Annotated in this window: 18 protein-coding genes and 1 pseudogene; 14 read left to right on the top strand and 5 right to left on the bottom strand. The window is 70.0% G+C overall.

Features of this window, described 5'->3' with window-relative positions; translation table 11 throughout:
- The first annotated feature begins 308 nt into the window (after positions 1-308).
- From E5CHR_RS10890 to E5CHR_RS10830, 13 genes and pseudogenes are all read left to right on the top strand, one after another.
- Positions 309-2,468: pseudogene (locus E5CHR_RS10890) on the top strand (sigma-54-dependent Fis family transcriptional regulator).
- 283 nt (positions 2,469-2,751) lie between these two features.
- The gene (gene pqqA, locus E5CHR_RS10885) at positions 2,752-2,826 is read left to right on the top strand and encodes a pyrroloquinoline quinone precursor peptide PqqA (protein WP_153305340.1); all 75 of its coding nucleotides are present in this window, start codon (positions 2,752-2,754) and stop codon (positions 2,824-2,826) included.
- Between the two features lie 67 nt (positions 2,827-2,893).
- Positions 2,894-3,826, top strand: a complete 933-nt coding sequence (pqqB, locus tag E5CHR_RS10880; RefSeq protein WP_162579686.1) for a pyrroloquinoline quinone biosynthesis protein PqqB — start codon at positions 2,894-2,896, stop codon at positions 3,824-3,826.
- The gene (gene pqqC / locus E5CHR_RS10875; RefSeq protein ID WP_162579685.1) at positions 3,823-4,602 is read left to right on the top strand and encodes a pyrroloquinoline-quinone synthase PqqC; all 780 of its coding nucleotides are present in this window, start codon (positions 3,823-3,825) and stop codon (positions 4,600-4,602) included. Before pqqB ends, pqqC begins: the two co-directional genes overlap by 4 nt.
- A complete protein-coding gene (gene pqqD / locus E5CHR_RS10870; RefSeq protein ID WP_162579684.1) occupies positions 4,599-4,862 on the top strand; it encodes a pyrroloquinoline quinone biosynthesis peptide chaperone PqqD in 264 nt (87 codons plus the stop codon). The genes pqqC and pqqD overlap by 4 nt, the downstream gene beginning before the upstream one ends.
- A 13-nt stretch (positions 4,863-4,875) precedes the next feature.
- Positions 4,876-6,063, top strand: a complete 1,188-nt coding sequence (pqqE, locus tag E5CHR_RS10865; RefSeq protein WP_162579683.1) for a pyrroloquinoline quinone biosynthesis protein PqqE — start codon at positions 4,876-4,878, stop codon at positions 6,061-6,063.
- The gene (locus E5CHR_RS10860; RefSeq protein ID WP_162579682.1) at positions 6,057-6,806 is read left to right on the top strand and encodes an ATP-binding cassette domain-containing protein; all 750 of its coding nucleotides are present in this window, start codon (positions 6,057-6,059) and stop codon (positions 6,804-6,806) included. The genes pqqE and E5CHR_RS10860 overlap by 7 nt, the downstream gene beginning before the upstream one ends.
- Positions 6,803-7,798, top strand: coding sequence for a PQQ-dependent catabolism-associated beta-propeller protein (locus E5CHR_RS10855; RefSeq protein ID WP_162579681.1), 996 nt, complete (start codon positions 6,803-6,805; stop codon positions 7,796-7,798). The genes E5CHR_RS10860 and E5CHR_RS10855 overlap by 4 nt, the downstream gene beginning before the upstream one ends.
- The gene (locus tag E5CHR_RS10850) at positions 7,791-9,032 is read left to right on the top strand and encodes a branched-chain amino acid ABC transporter substrate-binding protein (RefSeq protein ID WP_232062033.1); all 1,242 of its coding nucleotides are present in this window, start codon (positions 7,791-7,793) and stop codon (positions 9,030-9,032) included. Before E5CHR_RS10855 ends, E5CHR_RS10850 begins: the two co-directional genes overlap by 8 nt.
- Positions 9,029-9,931 (top strand): ABC transporter permease, encoded by a 903-nt coding sequence (locus E5CHR_RS10845; RefSeq protein ID WP_162579680.1) that lies wholly within the window; start codon positions 9,029-9,031, stop codon positions 9,929-9,931. The genes E5CHR_RS10850 and E5CHR_RS10845 overlap by 4 nt, the downstream gene beginning before the upstream one ends.
- The gene (locus tag E5CHR_RS10840) at positions 9,928-10,908 is read left to right on the top strand and encodes a tripartite tricarboxylate transporter substrate binding protein (RefSeq protein WP_162579679.1); all 981 of its coding nucleotides are present in this window, start codon (positions 9,928-9,930) and stop codon (positions 10,906-10,908) included. Before E5CHR_RS10845 ends, E5CHR_RS10840 begins: the two co-directional genes overlap by 4 nt.
- Positions 10,905-13,010, top strand: coding sequence for a 4Fe-4S binding protein (locus E5CHR_RS10835; protein WP_162579678.1), 2,106 nt, complete (start codon positions 10,905-10,907; stop codon positions 13,008-13,010). The genes E5CHR_RS10840 and E5CHR_RS10835 overlap by 4 nt, the downstream gene beginning before the upstream one ends.
- Complete coding sequence (locus tag E5CHR_RS10830; RefSeq protein ID WP_162579677.1) at positions 13,007-13,996, top strand: FAD:protein FMN transferase; 990 nt, start codon at positions 13,007-13,009, stop codon at positions 13,994-13,996. The genes E5CHR_RS10835 and E5CHR_RS10830 overlap by 4 nt, the downstream gene beginning before the upstream one ends.
- A gap of 7 nt (positions 13,997-14,003) precedes the next feature.
- On the opposite strand, the gene E5CHR_RS10825 is transcribed toward E5CHR_RS10830, so the two are convergent.
- The 3 genes from E5CHR_RS10825 to E5CHR_RS10815 are packed head-to-tail and all read right to left on the bottom strand — an operon-like array spanning position 14,004 to position 18,776.
- Positions 14,004-16,589 (bottom strand): TonB-dependent receptor, encoded by a 2,586-nt coding sequence (locus tag E5CHR_RS10825; protein WP_162579676.1) that lies wholly within the window; start codon positions 16,587-16,589, stop codon positions 14,004-14,006.
- Positions 16,590-16,613: 24 nt separating this feature from the next.
- A complete protein-coding gene (locus E5CHR_RS10820; RefSeq protein ID WP_162579675.1) occupies positions 16,614-16,964 on the bottom strand; it encodes a high-potential iron-sulfur protein in 351 nt (116 codons plus the stop codon).
- 15 nt (positions 16,965-16,979) lie between these two features.
- The gene (locus E5CHR_RS10815) at positions 16,980-18,776 is read right to left on the bottom strand and encodes a PQQ-dependent methanol/ethanol family dehydrogenase (protein ID WP_162579674.1); all 1,797 of its coding nucleotides are present in this window, start codon (positions 18,774-18,776) and stop codon (positions 16,980-16,982) included.
- A 249-nt stretch (positions 18,777-19,025) separates the two neighbouring features.
- On the opposite strand from E5CHR_RS10815, the gene E5CHR_RS10810 reads away from it, so the two are divergent.
- Positions 19,026-21,002 carry a S9 family peptidase gene (locus E5CHR_RS10810; RefSeq protein WP_162579673.1) on the top strand — a complete coding sequence of 659 codons (1,977 nt, stop codon included), beginning with the start codon at positions 19,026-19,028 and terminating at the stop codon, positions 21,000-21,002.
- An 82-nt stretch (positions 21,003-21,084) separates the two neighbouring features.
- Here E5CHR_RS10810 and E5CHR_RS10805 read toward each other — a convergent pair whose 3' ends face one another.
- Entirely contained in the window at positions 21,085-21,693 is a 609-nt protein-coding gene (locus E5CHR_RS10805) for a LysE family translocator (RefSeq protein ID WP_162579672.1), read from the bottom strand.
- A gap of 12 nt (positions 21,694-21,705) precedes the next feature.
- Positions 21,706-22,350: a glutathione S-transferase family protein gene (locus tag E5CHR_RS10800; protein WP_162579671.1), complete on the bottom strand. Its 645-nt coding sequence runs from the start codon at positions 22,348-22,350 to the stop codon at positions 21,706-21,708.
- Positions 22,351-22,416: the final 66 nt, after the last annotated feature.

The raw sequence follows: 22,416 nt of genomic DNA, 5'->3' as shown, positions 1-22,416 counted from the left end.
CCCTTGCGGGCTCCTCGGTGCAGCGGGGTGCCTCTCGCTTGCTTGGCTTGCATCGCTTCGTCTCCGTTTCACGTTCAGTTGATGACGCGGCCAAATGCGCAAACGCTGTGCCATGCCCAGGTTGTTTCAGGCGGGAACACAAATTGCGTCAAATGCCCCGCGTGTGGCATCCTTTGAAGCTGCCACCCGAGACGTAACAGGGGCGGGCTGTCCCATTGCTCCGAAACGCAACACAGCCTGGCCGCAAGACCGAGAGCTTTTGGACAGAACGCAGATCACCTGCTCCGAAGAGGCAGTGGAGACAAATCATGGTTGCAACCCCGCACGCGCTGGCGACGACTGCCAGGACCTGGACCGCCCCCGAGGCCGTGCCGCTCCCGCAGCAGAAGGAACGGGTCGAGCTCATCGAACAGTGGCACCAGCGCTGCTCGGCGCTGGGCCTGACCCGCGTCGAGCGGCCCGACTTCGAGCCCCTGATGCGCACCGACCTCGCCGTGGCGCGCGAGCGCAATCAGCGCCTGTTCACCCATGCGGCCCCCGTCATGGAGATGCTGTTCGAGCAGATCGTCGATACCGAAAGCATGATCGTGCTGGCCGATGTCTCGGGCACCATCCTGCATTCGGTGGGCGACGACCGGTTCCTGCAGCGTGCCAACAAGGTCGCGCTGTCTCCGGGGGTGAACTGGGCAGAGCATTCCAAGGGCACCAACGCGATCGGCACGGCCCTGTTCGAAGAGGCGCCGACCGTCGTGCACGGCGGCGAGCACTTCATCCACGCCAACAACTTCCTGACCTGCTCGGCCGCGCCCATCTTCGATCCGCGCGGCAACATGCTCGGCGTGCTGGACGTCACGGGCGACCAGCGCTCCTACCACCGCCACACCATGGGCCTGGTGCGCATGTCGGCGCGCATGATCGAGAACCAGTGGCTGTCCGACGATTACGGCAACCGGTTGCGGCTGCACTTCCATACCCGGGCGGAATTCATCGGCACGCTGCTCGAGGGCATCATCGTCGTGGGGGCGGACGGCAAGATCCTGGGCGCCAACCGCAGCGCGCTCGATCAGCTCGACATGAGCAGCGCCGCGCTGCGCATGCACAGCCTGGTCAGCCTGTTCGGCACGACGGCGCCGGCCATCTTCGACCACTTCCGCGCGCCGCTGGCGACGCCGATGACGCTGTGCCTGGCCAACGGCCGCCAGTTCCATGTCAGCGCGCGCTTCAACGGCCCCCAGCGCTCGATGCCGGGCCAGGCCATCGTGATCGATTCGCACGACCACGCCCCCATCACCGATTCACCCAAGCCCGCGGGGATGTTGGCCGGCGCCGCGGCCCATTCGGCCGACGGCACGCTCTTCTCGAGCCTGCACTACCTCAACACCGGCGATCCGCAGATCGGCACGCTGATCCAGAAGGTGCAGCGCGTCATCAACCGCGACATCCCCCTGCTCGTGCTGGGCGAGACGGGCACGGGCAAGGAACTGCTCGCGCGCGCCGTGCACCAGGACTCCAATCGCGCCAGGCAGCCGTTCGTGGCAGTCAACTGCGCTTCGATTCCCGAGTCGCTGATCGAGGCGGAGCTGTTCGGCTACGAGGACGGCGCCTTCACCGGCGCGCGCCGCAAGGGCGCGGTCGGGCGCATCGTCTAGGCCAACGGCGGCACGCTCTTCCTGGACGAGATCGGTGACATGCCGCTCGCCCTGCAGGCGCGGCTCCTGCGCGTGCTGCAGGAGCGCCAGGTGACGCCGCTGGCCAGCCTCAAGTCCATCCCGGTCGACATCGCGGTCATCGGCGCGACCCACCGCAAGCTGCGCGACATGATCGAGGCCGGCTCGTTCCGGGAAGACCTGTACTACCGGCTGAACGGGCTGGTGGTGAAGCTGCCCGCGCTGCGCGAACGCCAGGATCTCGAAGTGGTGGCGCGCCGCATCCTGCTGGCCGACTGCCCGCACGGCACGCCGGAAATCAGCCCGGCGGTGATGGCGCTTTTCAAGACCTACAGCTGGCCCGGCAACGTGCGCCAGCTCGCCAACGTGCTGCGCACCGCGGCCGTCATGGCCGCTGGCGAGGGCCAGATCGAAGAGCACCACCTGTCCGACGATTTCCTGGAGGACGTGCGCAACGGGCGCGCGCCGCAGCCGCCGCAGCTGTCTGTGCCGAACCGCCCTGCCCCTGCGGCGGCACCCGCGACGACGGCCGCCATGGCGGCGCCCGTGGCGGACGCAATGGCACGCGCACCGCTGCTGCCCGAACCCCTGGCCGCAGAGCTGGCCCCGGCCCCGGCGGACCTCGCGCCTCACTCCGCGCAGGCGAGCCCCGAGCCGGCACCGCTGCGCACGCTCGGCGAAGCCGAGGTCGAGCTGATCCGCAGCACACTCGCCGCGGCCAACGGGAACATCTCGGTGGCCTCCAAGCGCCTGGGCATCAGCCGCAACACCATCTATCGCAAGCTGCGCTGGGGCAAGTGACGCCCCACCGGATGTAGCGCCTGCCGGGCGTCACACGGGTTCAGGGTCTACCCTGTACCGCCGTCGAACGGCGCTGTACCAGCCTGGAGCACTCGCTCCCGGACGCCGGTGATGCGAGGCGCCGAGGGGGCGCGCATCGCCTCGAAAGCCCGCTGTATCAGGGGCAACCCCAATCCTGCCGACGCTCGCCGCATCACGGCGCGACAGGCATGCGACTTGCGCAGGTGTCCAGGCCCGACCGGCAATTTCGCCCGGGCCCTGTTCCGCCATCCAAGGAGACACCATGCAATGGACCACCCCCGCGTTTGAAGACCTGCGCTTCGGCTTCGAAATCACGATGTACATCGCGCACCGCTGAAGACCGCGTCCTCCGGTGGCCGCGCCCCGTGCGCGGCCACCGGCCCCATTCCCTTGCCTTGCTTCTCATGAAAATACTCGTGCTCGGCTCCGGCGCCGGTGGCGGCTTCCCGCAGTGGAACTGCAATTGCCGGCAGTGCGCGGGCCAGCGCATCGGCGAAGTCCCGGCACGTGCGCGCACCCAGAGTTCGGTGGCCGTCTCGGCCGACGGCAGCGCCTGGGTGCTGCTCAACGCATCGCCCGACATCGGCCAGCAGTTGCGCGGCCAAGCCCAGCTGCATCCACGCCATGGCCTGCGCGACACGCCCATCAAGGCGGTCATCCTGATGGATGCGCAGATCGATCACGTGACGGGACTGCTGGGCCTGCGCGAAGGCCCGTGCATCGACATCTACGCGACGCCCTGCGTCTTCGAGGACCTGACCACCGTCTTTCCTGTCATCAGCGTGCTCGAACACTACTGCGGCACGCGCTGGCACATGCTCGGCGTGGCCGGGAGCGTGCGCAGCGCGGCCTTTTCGGTCGAGGGTTTTGCCTCGCTGCGCTTCACGGCGGTGGCGATCCCGGGCAAGGCACCGCCCTACTCGCCGCATCGGGGCGAGCAAACCACGGGCGACAACATCGCGCTGCTGATCGAAGACCTGGACGACGGCAGCCGGCTGTTCTATTCGCCGGGACTCGCCGCGGTGGGTGCAACGGAACTGCAGTGGATGAACGGCGCCGACTGCCTGCTCGTCGACGGCACCTTCTGGGCCGAGGACGAGATGCTGCAGGCGGGCCTGGGCCGCAAGACGGCCAGCGAAATGGGCCACCTGCCCCAGATGGGCGACGAGGCGCGCGCCGGCATGGTCGACGTGATGCTCGGCTCGAGCGCCCGGCGCAAGGTGCTGATCCACATCAACAACAGCAACCCGATCCTGGACGAGACGAGCGCGCAGCGCCGCATGCTCGATGGCCATGGCATCGAAGTGGCCTACGACGGCATGGAGATCACGCTATGACGGAAACACTGGCAGCCCCCGCGGCCACCCGCGAAGCGAGCCGCAGCGAGCTGCAGCGCCTGTGGGACTTCGACGAGTTCGAAGCGCACCTGCGCGCCTGCGAAGCGCGCTACCACATCCACCACGGCTTCAACCAGCGGCTCAACCGCGGCGAGCTGGCGCCCTTCCAGGTCCGCGCCTGGGTGGCCAACCGCTTCTACTACCAGGTCTGCATTCCGCGCAAGGACGCGGCGGTGATGTCCAACTGCGACGATCGCGAAGAGCGCCGCCGCTGGATCCTGCGCATGCTCGACCACGACGGGCGCGGCGACTTCACCGGCGACGATGCCGGCGGCATCGAGGCCTGGGTGCGCCTGGGCGAGGCGGTGGGCCTGCAGCGCGCCGACCTGTGGGCACACCGCCATGTGCTGCCGGGCGTTCGCTTCGCCGTGGACGCCTACGTCAATTTCGCGCGGCAGCGGCCGTGGGAAGAAGCGGCCATCTCGTCGCTGACCGAGATGTTCGCGCCGCGCATCCATGCGGACCGGCTCGCCGGTTGGCCGCAGCTGTACCCGTGGATCGACGTGCAGGGGCTGGCCTACTTCCGCAGCCGGATCCCGCTGGCCACGCGCGATGTCGAGCACGGCCTGGCGGTCGCGCGGCGCTGGTGCACCACGCGTGCCCGGCAGGAGCGCGCGATCGGCATCCTCCACTTCAAGCTGGACGTCCTGTGGTCGATGCTCGACGCCATCGAGCGGGGCTTTCCCGACGACATGCCGCAGGAGCTGCGGCCATGATCGCGCGCGACGAACGTCCCCGCATGTCCAGCCTGTACCGCATGCAGTTCGAGCCGAGCCAGGACCACTGGGTCCTGCTCTACCCCGAAGGAATGGTTCGGCTCAACGGCTCGGCCGCGGAGATCCTGCAGCGCTGCGACGGCCAGCGCACGGTGGACGACATCGTGGCCGAGCTCGAGGCGGTCTTCGCGCAGCCTTCCCTGCAGGAAGACGTGGTGGGTTTCCTGAGCCAGGCGCGCCAGCGCGGCTGGCTGCAATAGGCGCAGCACAGACATGCCGGCGCCATCCCCCGCCGCGGTGCGACAGCCCCTGTGGCTGCTGGCGGAGCTGACCTACCGCTGTCCGCTGCATTGCGTGTTCTGCTCCAACCCGGTCGACTACGCGCGACACGAGGACGAACTGGGCACGGCCGACTGGAAACGGGTGCTGGCCGAGGCACGCGCGCTCGGCGCCGTGCAACTGGGCTTCTCGGGGGGTGAGCCGCTGCTGCGCGGCGACCTGGAGGAGCTCGTCGCGCATGCGCGCTCGCTCGGCTTCTACACCAACCTCATCACCTCGGGCGTGGGCCTCACGCCGGCACGCGCCAGGAACCTCAAGGCCGCCGGACTGGACCACGTCCAGCTGTCGTTCCAGGACTCGACGCGCGAGCTCAACGACTTCCTCAGCTCCACCCGGACCTTCGAGCTCAAGTCCAGGGTCGCACGCATCATCAAGGACGAGGGCTACCCCATGGTCCTGAACTGCGTGATGCACCGGTACAACCTGCAGCACGTGGGCCGCATCATCGAGATGGCCGAGGACATGGGCGCGGACTTCCTCGAGCTGGCCAATACGCAGTACTACGGCTGGGCCTGGCTCAACCGCGCTGCGCTGATGCCCACGGCCGGCGAGCTGCGCGAAGCCGAAGCCGCCGTCGACGCGCACCGCGCGCGGCTGGCCGGCCGCATGAAGATCATCTGGGTCTCGCCGGACTATGCCGACGCCAAGCCCAAGCCCTGCATGGCGGGCTGGGGGTCGGTGTTCATGGTGGTGGCGCCCGACGGGCTGGCCATGCCCTGCCACAGCGCCAGGCTGCTGCCCGGCCCGCCTCTGCCGAACCTGCGCTCGATGCCCGTACGGCAGGCCTGGTACGACAGCGAGGCCTTCAACCGCTACCGCGGCCAGGCGTGGATGAGTGAGACCTGCAGCACCTGCGACGAGCGCCACCACGATGTCGGCGGCTGCCGCTGCCAGGCCTACCTGGTGACGGGCGACCCGGCGGCGACGGACCCCGTATGCCCGAAGAGCGACCAGCGCGGGCGCATCGACGCGATGCTCGAAGGCGCCGAAGCGGCGCGCCGTGCGGCCGCCGCGCCGCAGCCGCTGCGCTTCGTGCCGGGCGCGGCGCGCGCTGCCGAGATGGTGTATCGCAGCGACGAGAATTCGCGCGCCCTCGGCGCCGCGCAGGCCGCCCCATGCTGAGGGTCCGCGGCCTCACCCAGCGCTACGGCGCGCGCGTCGCCCTCGACGCGTTGAGCCTGTCGATCCCGCGCGGAAATTTCGCGGTGCTCCTGGGCCCCAACGGCGCGGGCAAGTCGACCCTGTTCCAGGTCCTGACCGGCCTCTTCGCGGCCCATGAGGGGGAGGTCGAGGTGGCCGGCCTGTCCATGCGCACCGACGCGCGGCGCGCGCTCGCGAACATCGGCGTGGTGTTCCAGCAGCAGTCGCTGGACCTGGACCTGAGCATCGCGCACAACCTGCGGTTTCATGCCGCCCTGCAGGGATTGCCGGCGCGCGAAACGCAGGAGCGCATCGCCGGCGAGGCGGTCCGTTTCGGAATCGGCGCCGACTTGCAACGCAGCGTGCGTGAGCTGTCGGGCGGCACCCGGCGCAAGGTGGAGCTGATGCGCGCCTTGCTGACCCGCCCGCAGCTGTTGCTGATGGACGAGGCAACGGTCGGCCTGGACCCGAAATCCCGGCGCGACCTGATCGACGGCCTGCGCGGCGAGGTAAGCGAACGCGGCGTGACCGTGCTGTGGGCCACGCACCTGGTCGCCGAGGCCGAGCACGCCGACCAGGTGCTGGTCCTGCACCGCGGACGGCTGCTGGCCGATGGGCCGCCCCTGCAAGTGACTGCCGCACTGGGCGGCGCCACGCTGGAGGATGCTTTCCTGAGCGCAACGCGCCAGGGCATGGGCAACCACCCCGGAGACATCACCGCATGACCCGCACCACCCGCACCACCCGCACCGCCTCTTGCCTGCTGGCGCTGGCTGCCATGCTCCCTGCACCGCCCGCGTCGGCCAGGGACAGCCAGCTCGCTTACGTGTCCAGCGAGAAGGACAACGCCATCACCCTGGTCGACCTCAAGACACTGGCCGTGGTCGGCGTCATTCCCACCTGCAAGCGGCCGCGCCACATGCAGCGCCTCCAGGGCGACACCCGGCTGATGGTGGCTTGCAGCGACTCGGGACGTGCGGACATCATCGACCTGGCCACGCGCAAGTCCGTCGCGCGCGTGCCGCTGGGCGAGGACCCCGAGACGTTCGACCTGTCACCCGACGGAAAGACGGCCTACGTCTCCGCAGAGGACGACGGCGCGCTCAACGTGTACGACCTCGCGGCCGGGAAGCTGGTCAAGGCCGTGCCCGTGGGCAAGGAGCCCGAAGGCGTCAAGCTGGCGCCCGATGGCAAGCGCGTGTACGTGACCTCGGAAGTCGCGCACATGGTCCACGTCATCGATGCGCGCACGCTCGCGGTGATCGCCAACATCCAGGTGGGCCAGCGCCCGCGCCGGCTGGCCTTCTCGGCCGACGGCCGCGAGCTGTGGGTGAGCAACGAGCTGGGCGCCAGCGTGAGCGTGATCTCCACGGCGGAGCTCAAGGTGGTCGCCACGATCGCCTTCGAGGTCAAGGGCATGCGGCCCGACGACATCACGCCGGTAGGCATGACGCTGTCGCGCGACGGCCGCAAGATGTACGTCGGCCTCGGGCGGGCCAACCACGTGGCCTTCGTGGACGTGGCGTCGCGCAAGACGACGGCCCTGGCGCTGGTGGGCAAGCGCGCCTGGAGCACCGCCCTCAGCCGCGACGGCTCGAGGCTCTTCGTGGTCAATGGCCTGTCGGACGACATGACCGTGGTGGATACCGCGACGGCCAAGCCGATCAAGACCCTGGCGGTGGGACGCGTGCCGCACACGGTGGTCGTCGATGACTGAGCCGGTCCGCGGCCTCCTTCGTCCGCGCGGGCTGGCGCTGGTGGCGACGATGAGCTTGGCGGCGACGCTCGCCCTGGCCGGCCCGGCGGCCGGTGCGGCAGCGGCGAGCGCCGCCACGCTGACGATCGGCATCGTCCAGCGCGCCGACGACGATCGCCTGGATCCGGCGCGCGTCGCCCTGGCCTACCCCGGGCAGCCGGGCGGCCGTGCGCGCGACGGGGTCGACGTGGCCATCGAGGAAAGCCGCTTCGCGCTGGCGGCCGCCGGCCTGCAGGTGCAGGTCACCCTGCGCGACGCCGCGTCCGCGCAGGAGGCTGCCGAGCAATTGCGCCAGATGGACCAGGGCGGCGCGGCCGCCGCGCTGCTCGACCTTCCCGCGGCCTGGATCGCGCCGGCTGTCTCGTCCATGCACACCCTGCCGCTGATCAACGTCGGCGAAAGCGCCGAGGCGGCGAGGCAGCTCGGCTGCAGCGCCAACCTGTTCCATACGCTGCCCAGCGACCGGATGCGCGCCGATGCCGTTGCGCAGGCGCTGCTCGCGCGCAAGTGGACGCGGGTGCTGCTGGTCCACGGGCCCGGCGCGCAGGATGCGGCCCGGCTGGCGCTCGCGCAGGCGGCGCTCAAGCGCTACGGCCTCAAGCAGGTGGCGGCCCGGCCCTTCAGGCTGTCCGCGGATCCGCGCGAGCGCGAACAGGCCAACCCGCTGCTGCTGACCGCGCCTGCGGCGGTCGGCGGCGACTACGACGTGGTGTGGGCCGTCGACAGCGACGGCGAGTTCGCGCGCACCCTGCCCTACCGGCTGGCCTTGCCGCGCCCGGTGGTCGGCGATGCAGGCCTGACCGCGCAGGCCTGGGCGCCGCATTTCGAGCGCTACGGCGCGCCGCAGCTCGCCCGGCGCTTCGCCCGCGCGGCGCAGCGCCCCATGACCGGGCACGACTGGGCCGCCTACATCGCCGCCAAGGCGCTGTTGCAGGCGGCACTCGAGCCATCGGGCGCGCCGACGTCCGCCAGGCTCGGCGCCGCGCTCGGCCGGCCCGACTTCACGCTGGACGGATTCAAGGGCGTGCGGCTGAGCTTCCGGGCGTGGGACCATCAATTGCGCCAGCCGCTGCTGCTGACGGATGGCGTCGGCGTGATCGGCACCGCGCCGGTCGAAGGCGTGCTGCATCCGAAGAACGTGCTCGACACGCTCGGCACGGACGCGCCGGAGTCGCCCTGCAGGAGCGCGCCATGAGACGCGCGGCCGTTCCCAAGCCGAACGGCACCGCAACGCGTCGCGCGGAGGTCGATCTAACGAGCGCCGTGCAGCGCCTGGGCGCCGTCCCGCACGCGCTGCAGGCCTTGCGCGCCATCGTGCTGCGCGAGCTGCTGCGCTTCTGGCAGCAAAGGACGCGCCTGGTCTCGGCGCTGGTGCGCCCGGTGCTCTGGCTCACGGTCTTTGCGGCGGGGTTCCGCAACGTCTTCGGCGTGGCCATCGTCGCGCCCTACGACAGCTACATCCCCTACGACGTCTACATCGCGCCCGGCCTCATCGGCATGGTGCTCCTGTTCAACGGCATGCAGTCCTCGCTGGCCATGGTCTACGACCGCGAGATGGGGCTCATGCGGCTACTGCTCACCGCGCCGCTGCCGCGCTGGTGGGTGCTGCTGTCCAAGATGGTCGCCACGGCGCTGCTGAGCCTGCTGCAGGTGCTGGCCTTCGTGGCGGTCGCGGCGCTGCTGGGCACCGAGCTGCCGGCCGCGCCGCCCGCCTCGCTGCATGCCCTGCTCGCGACCTTCGCCTGCGCCTTGATGCTGGCATCGGTGGGTTTGCTGCTTTCCGTCCACGTACGGCAACTGGAGAACTTCGCAGGTGCGATGAATTTCGTGATCTTCCCGATGTACTTCCTCTCGACGGCGCTCTATCCGCTGTGGAAGCTGGAGGAATCGGGCGCGACCTGGGTGTACCGGGTGGCGCAGCTCAACCCGTTCACGCACGGGGTCGAGTGGATTCGCTTCGCGCTCTACGGCAAGGACCCGGGCCTGGCGCCGCTGGTGGTGGTGGGCACGCTCGCGGTCTGCTTCACGCTGGCCTGCCGGGGATACGACCCGCAGCGCGGCTTCGGCCGCCTGGGGCATCGGGGCGGCGCATGACGGCGCGGCGCGACCTGCTGCGCGCGGCTGCCTCGCTGGCGGCGATGGCAGCCGCGCCATGGACGCCGGCGCGGGCGGTCGAGGCCGCACCGTTTCCGCAGCACGCCCTGACCCTCTGGGTGCCATGGACGGCCGGCGGCGGGACCGACCTCACGCTGCGCCTGTTGGCCGAGCTGGCGCAGGAGCGCCTCGGCCAGCGCATCATCATCGAGAACCGGGGCGGCGCGGGCGGCACCCTGGCCATGCCGGTGCTGCAGCAGGCGCCGCCGGACGGCTACACCCTGGCGCAGATGCCGCAGACCGTGTTCCGCGCACCCTTCATCCGCAAGGTCTCGTGGGACCCCATCCGCGACATCACGCCCATCCTGCAGGTCAGCGGCGTGACCTTCGGCTTGCTGGTGCCCACCGACAGCCCGCTGCACAGCGTCGCCGACCTGCTGGATCGCGCCGCGGCGCAGCCGGGGCGCGTGACCATCGCCACCAACGGCATCGGGACCACCCCGCACGTGGTGCTCGAGGCGCTGTTCGCCCGGCACGGGCTCAGCTTCGTCCATGTGCCCTACAAGGGCGTGGCCGAGCAGATGGTCGCCCTGTCGGCGGGCCACGTGATGGCCGGCGTCAATGCCAGCGGCTTCGCCCCCTACGTGGATTCGGGGCGCCTGCGCCTGCTGGCCACCTTCGGCGCCGCCCGCTCCGCGCGCTGGCCGGACGTGCCGACGATGCGCGAGCTGGGCCATGGCATCGTCGCGATGTCGCCCTACGGCCTGGCGGGCCCCCGAGGCCTGCCCGAGCCGGTGGTGCGGCGCCTGCATGACGCCTTCCGCAGCGCGCTGTTCGACCCGCGCCACATCGCGGAACTCGCCAAGTACGACCAGGAGGTCGCCTATCTCGACAGCGCCGACTACGCACGCAGCATGTGCGAGGTCTATGCCGAAGAGAAGCGCACCGTGCAGCGGCTGGGCCTGGCGCCGGCATGAGCCAAGTGCGCAGACCGTGGCAGTGCTGCATCGCGGCCGTGCTGCTGTGCCTGGCCGTCTGTGCGCACGGCGGGGTGATGTCGCGCGCCGCGCTGCAGCAGGTGCTGCCGGCGCCGCTGACGGTGGGCGAGCGGGATGCGCAGCTGCCGGTCTGGCCGATCTTCCGGCAGGAGACGACCACGACGGTGCTGGCCGGCTATGTCTTCGAATCGATCGACTTCGCGCCGATTCCCGGCTTCTCGGGCACGCCCTTCAACCTGCTCGTCGCGCTGGATCCCAAGGGCACCTTCCTGGAGGTGCGCGTGCTGTCGCAGCACGAGCCGGTGTTCCTCGATGGGCTGGGCGAAGGGCCGCTGCTGCGCTTTGCCGAGCAATACAAGGGACTCTCGCTGCAGCAGAACATCAAGATCGGCACCAATGCCAACCGCGGCGAAGAACGCGCGAGCGCCAATGTCTACATCGACGGGGTGGCCAAGGCGACGGCCTCGGTGCGCATCCTGAACCAGAGCCTGTTGTCTTCGGCCTTGCACGTGGCGCGGGCCCGGCTGGGCTTTGCCGCGGGCCGGGACCCGGGGCAGCTCGCGCGCGTGCGAGGCGACACCTACGCGCCCGGCGACTGGGACGCCCTGCGCAAGGAAGGTCTGGTCCAGCACCAGCGCATCACGCAGGCCGCGGTGGAGAAATCCTTCGAGGGCAGCGGCGTCGAACGCCGCGCCGGCGGGCCGGAAGGCGACACGGACCTCTTCATCGCCTACCTCAACTCGCCGCGGGTGGGCCGCAACCTGTTGTCGGAGCCGGGCTGGAAGCACCTGCTGGGGCGCCTCGACGAGGGCGACCACGCGTTCCTCGTGGTCGCGTCCGGCCCGCGCACCTTCGTGGGCGATCGCTTCGTGCGCGGGGCCGTGCCCGACCGGCTGACCCTCCAGCAGAACGGGTTGCCGCTGGAACTGCGCGACCTCGACCTGGACGAGCCGCTGGCGCTGCCGCCCGGCCTGCGCGGCGCCGACGCCAAGGTCTTCCGGGTGATCGGCCCGGCCGGACTCGACCCGGCACAGCCGCTGGACTTCGCGCTTCGGGTCGTGCGGGACAAGGGCGTCATTTATCCCGAGCGCATCGCGCGCAGCTTTGCCTTGCACTACCGGCTGCCGGCCAGCCAGGTCTCGATGCCCGGCACCGACAGCACGGGCTGGCAGGGCGTCTGGCGCGCCCGCGCCTGGGAACTTGCAGTGCTGGCTGTCGCACTGGCGCTGCTCGCGGCGGTGCTCGCCCGGCCGAACTGGATCGTCGCCACGCCGGCGCGGCTGGCGCGCTTCCGGCTCGGCTACCTGCTCTTCACGCTCGTGTTCGTCGGCTGGTTCGCGCAGGGGCAGCTGTCGATCGTGAACATCACGGGCGTGGTGCAGGCCGCCATGGCCGGGCGCAGCCTGGGCTTCTTGCTGTACGACCCGATGACCGTGGCGCTGTGGGCATTCGTCGCGCTCACCCTGGTCGTCTGGGGGCGCGGCACTTTTTGCGGCTGGCTCTGTCCCTTCGGCGCGCTGCAGGAGCTGGTTGCCCAGCTGGCCCGGGTGGCGGGCATCCGGCGCATCCGGCTGAACCGCGCGCTCGATGCCCGGCTCAAATGGGTCAAGTACGCGGCGCTGGCCGTCATCGTCGGCCTGGCGGTGGTGTCGCCGGCGTGGAGCGACCGGGCCGTGGAAGTCGAGCCGTTCAAGACCGCGATCACCCTGGGCTTCGTGCGCTCCTGGCCCTTCGTGGCGTGGGCGCTCGGCTGCGTGCTGGCCGGCGCCTTTGTCTACAAGGGCTATTGCCGCTACCTGTGCCCGCTCGGCGCGGGCCTCGCGCTGATGGGGCGTGTGCGGCTGCTGCGCTGGATCGCGCGCCGCCCCGAATGCGGAACGCCCTGCCAGACGTGCCGCCACCGCTGCGAATACCAGGCCATCCGGCCTGCCGGGACGATCGTTTACGAGGAGTGCTTCCAGTGCCTGGATTGCGTGGCCATCCACGACAGCCCGACGCGCTGCGCGCCGCTCATTGCGAAGAAGCGCGGCCAGGCCATTCCGATTCGCGCGCTGCCTGCGCTGGCGGGGAGCAAGGCATGAAGCGGCGCCAGTTCCTGCACGCGGCGCTGGGCGCGGGTGCGCTGGCCGGCTTCGCCGAGCTGTCGCCGGCCATGGCTTCGCTGACCTGGGCCCGGCGATCCCTGCTGGGCTTCGGCACCACGCTGTCGCTGCAGGCCGGCCACGAGGATGCCCGCACGCTGGAACGCGCGCTCGACGCCGCGGTGCACACGCTGCGCCGGATCGAAAGCCAGATGAGCCTCTTCGACCCGGCGAGCGCCCTGTCGCGCCTGAACCGCGAGGGCGAGCTGGTTTCGCCGCCTTCCGAGCTGGCCGAAGTCCTGGACATTGCCCACAACGTCTCGCGCGACCACGACGGCGCCTTCGATGTCACGGTGCAGCCCTTGTGGCTGGCGTTCGCGGCGGCGCAGCGCGAGGGCCGCCTGCCGGATCGCCGGGAAGTCCGGGACGCACGCGCCAAGGTGGACTGGCGAGCGGTGCAGGTCTCGGCGCAGCGCATCAGCCTCGACAGGCCCGGCATGGCCGTCACGCTCAACGGCATTGCCCAGGGCTACGCCGCCGACCGCGTGCGCGCGGTGCTCGCCTCTTACGGCGTCGGCCATGCGCTGGTCGACGCGGGCGAGTTCGCGCCCTTGAGCACCAACAGCCTGGGGCGCCCCTGGACGCTCGGCATCGCCGACCCGCACGCGGAGCGCGCGCTGCTCGCCCGCCTGATGACCGACGGCCGTTGCGTTGCGACCTCGGCCGACAACCTCACGACCTTCAGCGAGGACCATCGTCACCACCACATCTTCGATCCGCACACCGGGTATTCGCCGACGGAGCTGTCGGCGGTGACCGTGGTGGCGGACAGCGGCGCGCTGGCCGACGCCTTGACCAAGGCCTTCTTCGTGGCAGGGCCGTCGCAGGCACGCGCGCTGGCCCATCGCTGGAAAGTCGATGCGCTGTGGGTCGACAAGGCCGGCCGATGGGAGGCCACGCCCGGCCTTCGGATCGAGAAGGCCTGACGGACGTTCAGGGATCGAAGGTGTAGCGCAGACCCACCCAGGCCGCGCGCGGCGCACCCGGCGACATCAGGCTCGCACGCCGCACCGGGTAGGCGCCATTGGCATTGGCCGGGAGTTCGCGCGCGATGTAGGCGCCGCTGCCGGTGAAGCCGTTCGCCGCCAGTTGCCCGCCCGTGGTGTACCGGGTGTTGAACAGGTTGGTCACCTGCACGAAGAACTTGAGGCCGGGGCGCGGCTTGTAGTCGACGCCGAGGTTGAAGACCACGTAGCCCGCGCTTCGCCCCGGCCCCGTGTAGTACACGCCGTCGGGCGCATGCAGCCCGTTCTCGTTGCCCCGCAGCTTTGCGCCGCTCGTGGCCAGCATGTCCATGCCGATCCGCCACCGGGCATTCGGCTGGTAGTCGGCGAACAGCTTCAGCACTTGCGAAGGCAGCATCGGGATGCGGTCGCCGGGCCGGATGTGGATGTTGCCGTCGGTCCCCGGGAGCCCGGCCAGCGCCTGGTCGTTGCTGCTGTTGCCGGCGCCGCCGACCGTTTCCGCGCTGCGGTAGGTCGCGTCCAGCAGCATGAGGTTGCCGCCCAGCGTCAACCCGCGGGCGGGCTTGGTGCTCAGGCCCAACTCGAGCCCCTGGCGGCGCGTCTTGCCGAAGTTCTTGAAGTAGCCGAAGCCGCTGGAGTCGCCCGCCACGAACAGCAGGTCGTCGCGGTTGTCGGAGCGGAAGACGCCTGCGTTCCAGGCGATGTCCGGCTGGAGCACGCCGCGAAGGCCGGCTTCGAAGGTGGTCGTGACCACCTGCTTGAGCGGCGGATCGCCGGCGAAGGCGTTGGGCAGCTTGCACGGACTCGCCGGGTCGGCGCAGCCCAGCTCGATGGCCGTCGGCGCGCGGTTGCCCTGGTTGGCGCCGGCATAGAACGTGACGGCCTCGCTCGGCGCAAAGGTCAGCCCGACCGCGGGGTTGAAGCGGCTGAAGACATGGTGCCCGTCCAGCGACCCGCGCCCGCCGCCGGGGGTGAGTTCGTCGGTGTTGTCGACGGTGGTGCGGTTGTAGCGGCCCGAGAGCGTGATGTGCGTGCGCGGGTCCAGCGCGATGGTGTCGGTGGCAAACACGCTGACGGTGCGCGACCGGCTCCTGAGGGCGACCCGCGCATCGAATGCGTTTTCCGAATCCTGCGTGCCATCCGCGAAGGCGCCCGGTCCGCTCACCGGCGTGACGCTGCGGTCGGGGTTGATGTAGCCGAACTGCGTGCCTTGCCCGAACCGGATGCGGCTGCCGTCGTAGGCCGCGCCGGCCACGAACAGGTGCTCGAGCGGGCCAGTCCTGGCTTCCGTGGACAGCTGCCCGGCGAGGCCGTAGTTCTGCTGCTTCGTCCGGGTCCGGTTGAGCAGGCCGTTGCACTTCTCGTTCGGCTCGGTGTCGAGCAGGGCGTTGGCGATGCAGCGCCACTTCGGAAAGGGCGTGTTCGAGGCATTGGCGCCGCTGGCCGGGTAGCCCGTGAAGCCTGCAGCGGCCAGTGCGGCGCGTTCGGCCGCGCCCGGCTGGTAGACCGATTCGCTCATCGCCTCGTCGTTGACGTCGCCATTGAAGGTGCGGGTCTTGATGTTGCGGTAGTAGGCGTTGCCGCTGAAGGTCCAGGTCGCGTTCAGCGCCTGCGTGAGCGCCAGGTTGACGAAGGCGGCCTGGTTGCGCGTGGTGTCGGGGACCGTGCGCACGCCGTGCCAGTCGCGCCGCAATGCGCCGAGCTCCTGCGTGCCGTTGCCCGTGAGGTCGTTGTCGGCGAAGGCCGTCGTCAGCGAGATGCCGCCGTCGCGCGTGACGCGGCCCACCTTGGCGAAGAGCTGCCGCAGGTCCGAGGGCGAGTCCACGCGCCATCCGCGCTCGTGCAGGCGGTTGCCGCTCACGAACCAGTTCCAGCCGCTGTCCTTGTCGCTGCCGCCGGTCTCGAACTCGGCGGCCGCACGGCCCCAGGAGCCGCCCGTCACCTGCACCGCGGTGCCGGCATCGTGCAACCCGTCCTTGGTCTGGATGGCCAGCGCGCCGCCGAGCGTGTTCAGGCCGAACAGCGGGTTGCTGCCGGGCATCAGGGCCATGGTCGACAGGGCCGAGCGGGGGATCAGGTCCCAGCTCACCACGTCGCCGAAGGGCTGGTTCAGCCGCACGCCGTCCATGTACACCGACAGGCCCTGCGGCGTGCCCAGCAAGGGCGACGCGGAGAACCCCCGGTAGTGGACGTCCGGCTGGAACGGGTTGCCCTGGGTCTCGTTGACGGTCACGCCGCCGACGGCCCGCCACAGGTAGCCGGACAGGTCGGGCGAATGCAGCCGCTCCAGATCGGCGCCGGTGGCGGTCTGCACGTTCGAGGGGAGCTGATCGCGCGGCACGTCGATGCCCGGCAGCGGCGTGGGCGCAACCACCACGATGGTGGACAGCTCGCGCGCCGGCGCCGGCGCCGCGTCATCGGCCCGGGCCGGCGCGCACAGCAGCAGGCCCGCTGCCGCCGATGCCAGTGGCGCCAGGGCGAACGCGCGGCGTCGCGTGCCGCCCGGCGCCGTGGGCCCGGCCACGGCGGGCACCGGTCGTGCGAAGCGAGCCATGCGCGCGCCTCCCCGCCCGGCGCGTCAGGAGGCGCCGGGCTTGGGGGCCCACGCCATGCACCAGCCTTCGGCCGCGACCTGCTTGCGGCCGAACATGGCACATCCGGCCCAAGGGTCGCTGGCGGTGCCTTGCCACATGGCGCAGTTCACGCAGCGCTGGCTGGCCGCATGCTTGGGGTACTTCTTGCCGTCCACCGCCTTGGTGTCGTGCTTGTAGCCCAGGCTCACCGCGGTCTCGTCCGACTCCTCGACGCGCGGTGCAGCCGCGAGGGCCGCGACGGGCACCAGCGCCACGATGCAGCTGCCGGCCATGGCACGGCCCGCGAAGGCCCTGCGCGTCATGCCCGCAGGCCTGTTCTCGTCCATGTCGCTCATCGCCGTCTCCCCCGCTCAGTTGGATGCGACGTGGGCGGCCTGGCCTGCCCGCGCGCTGCGCGTCGTGCCGCCGGCACCTGGGATCTTGAAGACCCAGACCATGCCGCCCTGCTCGAGCAGGTTGACCTTCTTGGCCACCTCGCCGCCCCACAGCGGCACGGCGCCGCCCCAGCCGGAGACCACGCCCACGTATTGCTCGCCGCCCTGCATCCAGGTGATGGGCGGGGCGACGACGCCGGAGCCGGTCTGGAACTCCCAGACCACCTTGCCGGTCTTGGCGTCCGCGGCCTTCAGGTAGCCCTCGGGCGTGCCCCAGAACACCAGGTTGCCGCCGGTGGTGAGCACGCCGCCCCACAGCGGCGCCCCGTTCTTGACTTCCCAGGCCATCTTGCCGGTCTTGGGGTCGATGGCGCGCAGGGCGCCAATGTAGTCCTCGTTCAGGGGCTTGATCGTGAAGCCGGCGCCCAGGTAGGCGGCCCCCTTCTTGTAGGCGACGGGCTCGTTCCAGATGTCCATGCCCCATTCGTTCGCCGGCACGTAGAACATCTTGGTGTCGGGGCTGTAGGCCATCGGCATCTGGTTCTTGCCGCCCAGGAAGCCCGGCGCCGCGAACACGGGGCTGCCCTTGTTGCCTTCGGGCGTGGCCGTGGGGCTGCCGGGGCGGTTGTCGGCGATGAAGTTGGGGCGCCCCGTCTTCAGGTCGATGCTGCTGGCCCAGGTGATCTTCTTGACGAAGGGAAAGGCGTTGATGAGCTGGCCCGTGCTGGCGTCGTTCACGTAGAAGAAGCCGTTGCGGTCGGCCTTGCCGCCCACGCGCTTGCCGTCCATGTCGAAGGTGACGAACTCGTTGACACCGTCGAAGTCCCAGCTGTCGTTGGGCGTGCCCTGATAGCTCCACTTGATCTGGCCGGTCTTGACGTCGATGGCCACGGTCGAGCAGGAGTAGAGGTTGTCCCCCTCGCGCAGATGGCTGTTCCACGGGGCAGGGTTGCCGGTGCCGAAATACGCCAGGCCGGTCTTGGCATCGTAGGTGCCGCCCAGCCAGGTCGCGGCGCCGCCGGTCTTCCACAGGTCGCCGGGCCAGCTCTTGTTGACGGTGCCGGAGACGCCGTTCTCCTTCTTGTTGCCGTCCTTGTCGTAGACGTAGCCCATGTGGCCTTCCACGGTCGGGCGCGTCCACAGCAGCTTGCCTGTCTTCGGGTCGCGCGCCTCGACGCGGCCGACCACGCCGAACTCGCCGCCCGACACGCCGGTGAGCATCACGCCCTCGGCAATGATGGGCGCGGCGGTGGCCGAGTAGCCGGCGGCGTAGTCGTCGATCTTCTCCTTCCAGACCACGTCGCCGGTGTTCTGGTCGAGCGCCACGAGCTGGGCGTCCAGCGTCGCGAAGATGACGAGGTTGTCGTAGAGCGCAGCGCCGCGGTTGACCACGTCGCAGCAGGGCATGATGCCTTCGGGCAGGCGATGCTCGTACTTCCACAGCTTCTTGCCGGTGGCCGCGTCCAGCGCAAAGATGCGCGAGTACGACGCGGTCACGAACATCTTGCCGTTCGCGATCACCGGCTGGGATTCCTGGCCGCGCTGCTTCTCGCCGCCGAAGGAGAAGGCCCAGACGGGCAGCAGCTTCGAGGCGTTGCCGGCCGTAATCTGCCTGAGCGGCGAATAGCGCTGCCCCTGGGTGTTGATCCCCCAGGTCAGGACGTTGCCTTTGGATGTGGCTTCGGACTGGATCATCCGGTCCGTGACCTGTGCGTGGGCCGTCGCGGCGGCAAGGCCAGCCGCGATGAGGGCCGTCAAGAGCTTCAGTTGCATGGGGTCTCCTTGGTGGGATCGTGGTCACGGGAGCGCTGAAAGTGCGCGCCCTCCGCCCCTCGCAGGGGCAAATGCCATGCCATGGGCGCAAAGGCATCTCGCGGCCGCGCAACCAACTTCGGGGCAGGGTCGGCGTGCGGGTTTTCCCGTTGAACTGCTCCAAGGCAGAACACTGGGCCGCCAGCGGCGTGCCCTCGCGCCACAGTGGCCATGGCGGCCTGGGACGTCCGCCGATGGAACAATCGACGCATGTCCGATCCTGTCGTCACTGTCCCCGTCGCCGACCCCGCCGCCGAGCCCGTCTGCGCCCCCTTCGGCACCTGGGCTTCGCCCATCACGGCAGAGCACGTCGCGTCGGCCCAGGTCACGCTCGCCGACGTGCTGCTGGACGGCGACGAGGTCTGGTGGATCGAGGGCAGGCCGCTGGAGGCCGGGCGGCAGGTGCTGGTGCGGCGCAGCCGGGCCGGCGTCCCGTCCGACTTTGTCCCGGCGCCCTTTTCCGCCCGCACGCGGGTGCACGAGTACGGCGGTGGCGCCGCCCTGGTGTCGCGGGGCACCGCGTACTTCTCGAACTTCGCGGACCAGCGCCTGTACCGCCTCGGCGGCGACGGCGTCCCGGTGGCGCTGACGCCTCCCACCGAAGGCGCCGCCCTGCGCTATGGCGACGGCCTGATCGACACCCGGCGCCGGCTTTGGATCGGCGCTCGCGAGGACCACCGCGCGAGCGGCGCCGAGGCGATCAACGACATCGTTGCCGTGAGCCTGGACGGCGGCGATGCCGGCCGCGTGATCCTGCACGGGCGCGACTTCTACGCGGCGCCGCGCCTGAGCCCTGACGGAACACGGCTGGCGTGGCTGGCATGGGACCATCCCGACATGCCCTGGACTGCGGCAGAACTCTGGCTCGGGGAGTTCGACGGCACCACGGTGTCCAACGCAACCCGCATCGCGGGGGGCGCGGGTGAATCGGTGTTCCAGCCCGAATGGTCACCCGACGGCCTGCTCCACTATGTCTCGGACCGGTCAGGCTGGTGGAACCTCTATCGGCGCCATGCGGACGGCAGCCACACCAACGTATGCCCGATGGCGGCGGAGTTCGGCCGTGCGCAATGGAGCCTGGGCATGTCGACCTATGCGTTCCTGTCGGCGCATGCGCTCGTGTGCACCTACGTCGAAGACGGCGTCGGCAGGCTCGCCCGGCTGGACCTGCGCGACGGCACGCTCGATCCCTTCGACCTGCCCTACACCGAGTTCTCGGCGGTGCGCGCCAGCGGCGGCAAGGTGGCGGTCAAGGCCGGCGGCCCAGCCACGGCGGCGGCCGTGCTCGTGATCGATGCGGCCACCGGCGCCGCCAGCCTCGTCTGGTGCGCCGCAGGCGCAGCGCATGACACGTCACTGCGCGGGTGTCTCTCGTCGCCGCAGCTCATCGAGTTCCCGACCTCGGGGGGCAACAGCGCCTTCGCCCTGTTCTATCCGCCGGCCAATGCCGGCTTCTGCGCGCCGCAGGGCACCTTGCCGCCGCTGGTGGTCAAGTGCCACGGGGGGCCGACTTCTGCGGCATCGAGAAGCCTGGACTTGCGAACGCAGTTCTGGACCAGCCGCGGCGTTGCCGTCGTCGATGTCGACTACGGCGGAAGCACGGGCTACGGCCGGGCCTACCGCGAGCGCCTGAAGGGGAAATGGGGACTCGTGGATGCGCAGGACTGCGCGGCCGCGGCGTCGTACCTGGCCGATGCGGGACGGGTCGACAAGAGGCGCATCGTGATCACCGGCGGCAGTGCCGGCGGGTTTACCGCCCTGCGCTGCCTCACCCACGAGGACCCGGCCATCCGGAACTGCTTCAAGGCCGGTGCAAGCCACTATGGCGTGAGCGACCTGAGCGCACTCGCGCGCGACACACACAAGTTCGAATCGCGCTATCTGGACTGGCTGGTAGGCCCGATCTCCGATGCCCAGGCCTACTTTGACCGAGCCCCGCTGCACCACGCCGAGCGCTTGAACGTGCCCGTCGCATTCTTTCAGGGCGCGGAGGACAGGATCGTGCCGCCGAGCCAAACCGAGAAGATGGTGTCCGCCCTGCGTGCCCGAGGCATCCCGACGCTGTACCTGCTCTTTGCGGGCGAGCAGCATGGCTTTCGGCAAGCCCACAACATCGAGCGGGCCCTGGAAGCGGAGGCTGCGTTCTTCAAGGCGGAGGCGTTCGCCATCGCGGAGCGGAGCTGCTGATCCCGGTTGGCTTCGTCCGGCTCGACATCTGCATCTGCACGATCAGTCGGCGGTTCATCGCTTGTGAAAGTGGTTGCTTGAATCACAGGAGCGGCAACGTGACCCCGATGACCACGATGATCCCGCCGCACACGTGGTTGAACGTGCGCCCCACGCGGGCCAGCCAGGCGTTGATCCTCTGCGCCATGCCGGCGATCAGCATCTCGCAAGCGAACTCGATGGCAGCGAAGGTGCTCGCGATGATCAGGAATTGCGTGAAGAGGCTGCGCACCGGGTCGATGAAGCCGGGCAGGAAGGCCGTGAAGAACAGCAGCACCTTGGGGTTGGTGCCTGCCGACAGCAAGCCCTGCAGGAACATGGCCTTGCCCGAACCTGCTCCTTGTTCGGCGTGGGTCTGCACGCCCACGGGAGGGGAACGCCAGACATGGAAGCCGAGCCCCACCAGGTAGGCGCCCCCCAGCCATTTCATGACCGTCAGCGCGGTGGCAGAGGCTTGCAGCAGCGCGCCGATCCCGAACATGGACATCGCGATGAGGGCAACGAAGCCGATCACGCCCCCGAGGACCGTGAATGTCGTCTTGTGCCAGCCGCAGGCGGCCCCATGCGTGAGCGCCAACAGGCCGTTCGGGCCAGGCGACATCGACAGGCCCAGGACCGCGGCGACGTACAGGAGCCAAGTGTGCAAGCCCATCGCATGGGTACCTCAAGCCGCCTCGACCCGCTGGCAATAGGCTTGGAAGGCCCGCGTCCAGGCGGGCCGGGCCAGACAGCGGTCACGGTAAGCCTTGAGGCTCGGGTATGGCGCGATCAGCGTCGAATCCTTGATACCCGCCGACAGCACGTGGGCCATCAGGATGTCGGCCACGGTGAATTCATCGGTGGCGACGAACTCGCGGCCGGCGAGCCAGCCCTCGAGATTTCCCAGCGCCCGATGCCCCCATCCCACCAGGAACTCGCGCGGCTTGGCGCAGCCGCCGTCGGCCGTCCAGTCGTGCACCATCAGCGCCATCAGCGGCAGCTCGACCGTGGCCAGCGCGGCGAAGCACCAGCGCAGCACCTGCGCCTCGCCCGCACTGTCGCCGGGGATCAGTCGGCCCACCTTCTTCGCAAGATGAACCAGGATGGCCCCGGACTCGGACAGCACCAGCCCGTCGTCGTCGATGGCGGGGATCTGATCAAAGGGGCTGAGCCGGTGGTAGGCCCCTGAGCTCAGGTCGCCTGCCGGATGATCCATGCCCACCATTTCGAAGGGCAGCTGCATTTCCTCCAGTGCCCACAGCACCCGAAGATCTCGGGTGTGAGTGCGGGCGCCGGCGTTGACCTTGGAAAAACCGTAGAGCTTGAGCATGCAGGGCTCCTGTTGTGTTGCATTTCGACTGAAGGGCACGATAACAACCCCATAGCGCGCCGCACA

Source organism: Variovorax sp. PBS-H4, assembly GCF_901827205.1.
Classification (GTDB): Bacteria; Pseudomonadota; Gammaproteobacteria; order Burkholderiales; family Burkholderiaceae_C; genus Variovorax.
The sequence above is the reverse complement of the archived record's forward strand: the minus strand, read 5'-3'. Positions and strand labels throughout refer to the sequence as shown.

What these genes read in the sequence shown, in the direction of transcription:
- pqqB (WP_162579686.1), top strand. Translation starts at nt 2,894, where the DNA reads ATGAAAATACTCGTGCTCGGCTCCGGCGCCGGTGGCGGCTTCCCGCAG.
- pqqC (WP_162579685.1), top strand. Translation starts at nt 3,823, where the DNA reads ATGACGGAAACACTGGCAGCCCCCGCGGCCACCCGCGAAGCGAGCCGC.
- pqqD (WP_162579684.1), top strand. Translation starts at nt 4,599, where the DNA reads ATGATCGCGCGCGACGAACGTCCCCGCATGTCCAGCCTGTACCGCATG.
- pqqE (WP_162579683.1), top strand. Translation starts at nt 4,876, where the DNA reads ATGCCGGCGCCATCCCCCGCCGCGGTGCGACAGCCCCTGTGGCTGCTG.
- E5CHR_RS10860 (WP_162579682.1), top strand. Translation starts at nt 6,057, where the DNA reads ATGCTGAGGGTCCGCGGCCTCACCCAGCGCTACGGCGCGCGCGTCGCC.
- E5CHR_RS10855 (WP_162579681.1), top strand. Translation starts at nt 6,803, where the DNA reads ATGACCCGCACCACCCGCACCACCCGCACCGCCTCTTGCCTGCTGGCG.
- E5CHR_RS10850 (WP_232062033.1), top strand. Translation starts at nt 7,791, where the DNA reads ATGACTGAGCCGGTCCGCGGCCTCCTTCGTCCGCGCGGGCTGGCGCTG.
- E5CHR_RS10845 (WP_162579680.1), top strand. Translation starts at nt 9,029, where the DNA reads ATGAGACGCGCGGCCGTTCCCAAGCCGAACGGCACCGCAACGCGTCGC.
- E5CHR_RS10840 (WP_162579679.1), top strand. Translation starts at nt 9,928, where the DNA reads ATGACGGCGCGGCGCGACCTGCTGCGCGCGGCTGCCTCGCTGGCGGCG.
- E5CHR_RS10835 (WP_162579678.1), top strand. Translation starts at nt 10,905, where the DNA reads ATGAGCCAAGTGCGCAGACCGTGGCAGTGCTGCATCGCGGCCGTGCTG.
- E5CHR_RS10830 (WP_162579677.1), top strand. Translation starts at nt 13,007, where the DNA reads ATGAAGCGGCGCCAGTTCCTGCACGCGGCGCTGGGCGCGGGTGCGCTG.
- E5CHR_RS10825 (WP_162579676.1), bottom strand. Translation starts at nt 16,589, where the DNA reads ATGGCTCGCTTCGCACGACCGGTGCCCGCCGTGGCCGGGCCCACGGCG.
- E5CHR_RS10820 (WP_162579675.1), bottom strand. Translation starts at nt 16,964, where the DNA reads ATGAGCGACATGGACGAGAACAGGCCTGCGGGCATGACGCGCAGGGCC.
- E5CHR_RS10815 (WP_162579674.1), bottom strand. Translation starts at nt 18,776, where the DNA reads ATGCAACTGAAGCTCTTGACGGCCCTCATCGCGGCTGGCCTTGCCGCC.
- E5CHR_RS10810 (WP_162579673.1), top strand. Translation starts at nt 19,026, where the DNA reads ATGTCCGATCCTGTCGTCACTGTCCCCGTCGCCGACCCCGCCGCCGAG.
- E5CHR_RS10805 (WP_162579672.1), bottom strand. Translation starts at nt 21,693, where the DNA reads ATGGGCTTGCACACTTGGCTCCTGTACGTCGCCGCGGTCCTGGGCCTG.
- E5CHR_RS10800 (WP_162579671.1), bottom strand. Translation starts at nt 22,350, where the DNA reads ATGCTCAAGCTCTACGGTTTTTCCAAGGTCAACGCCGGCGCCCGCACT.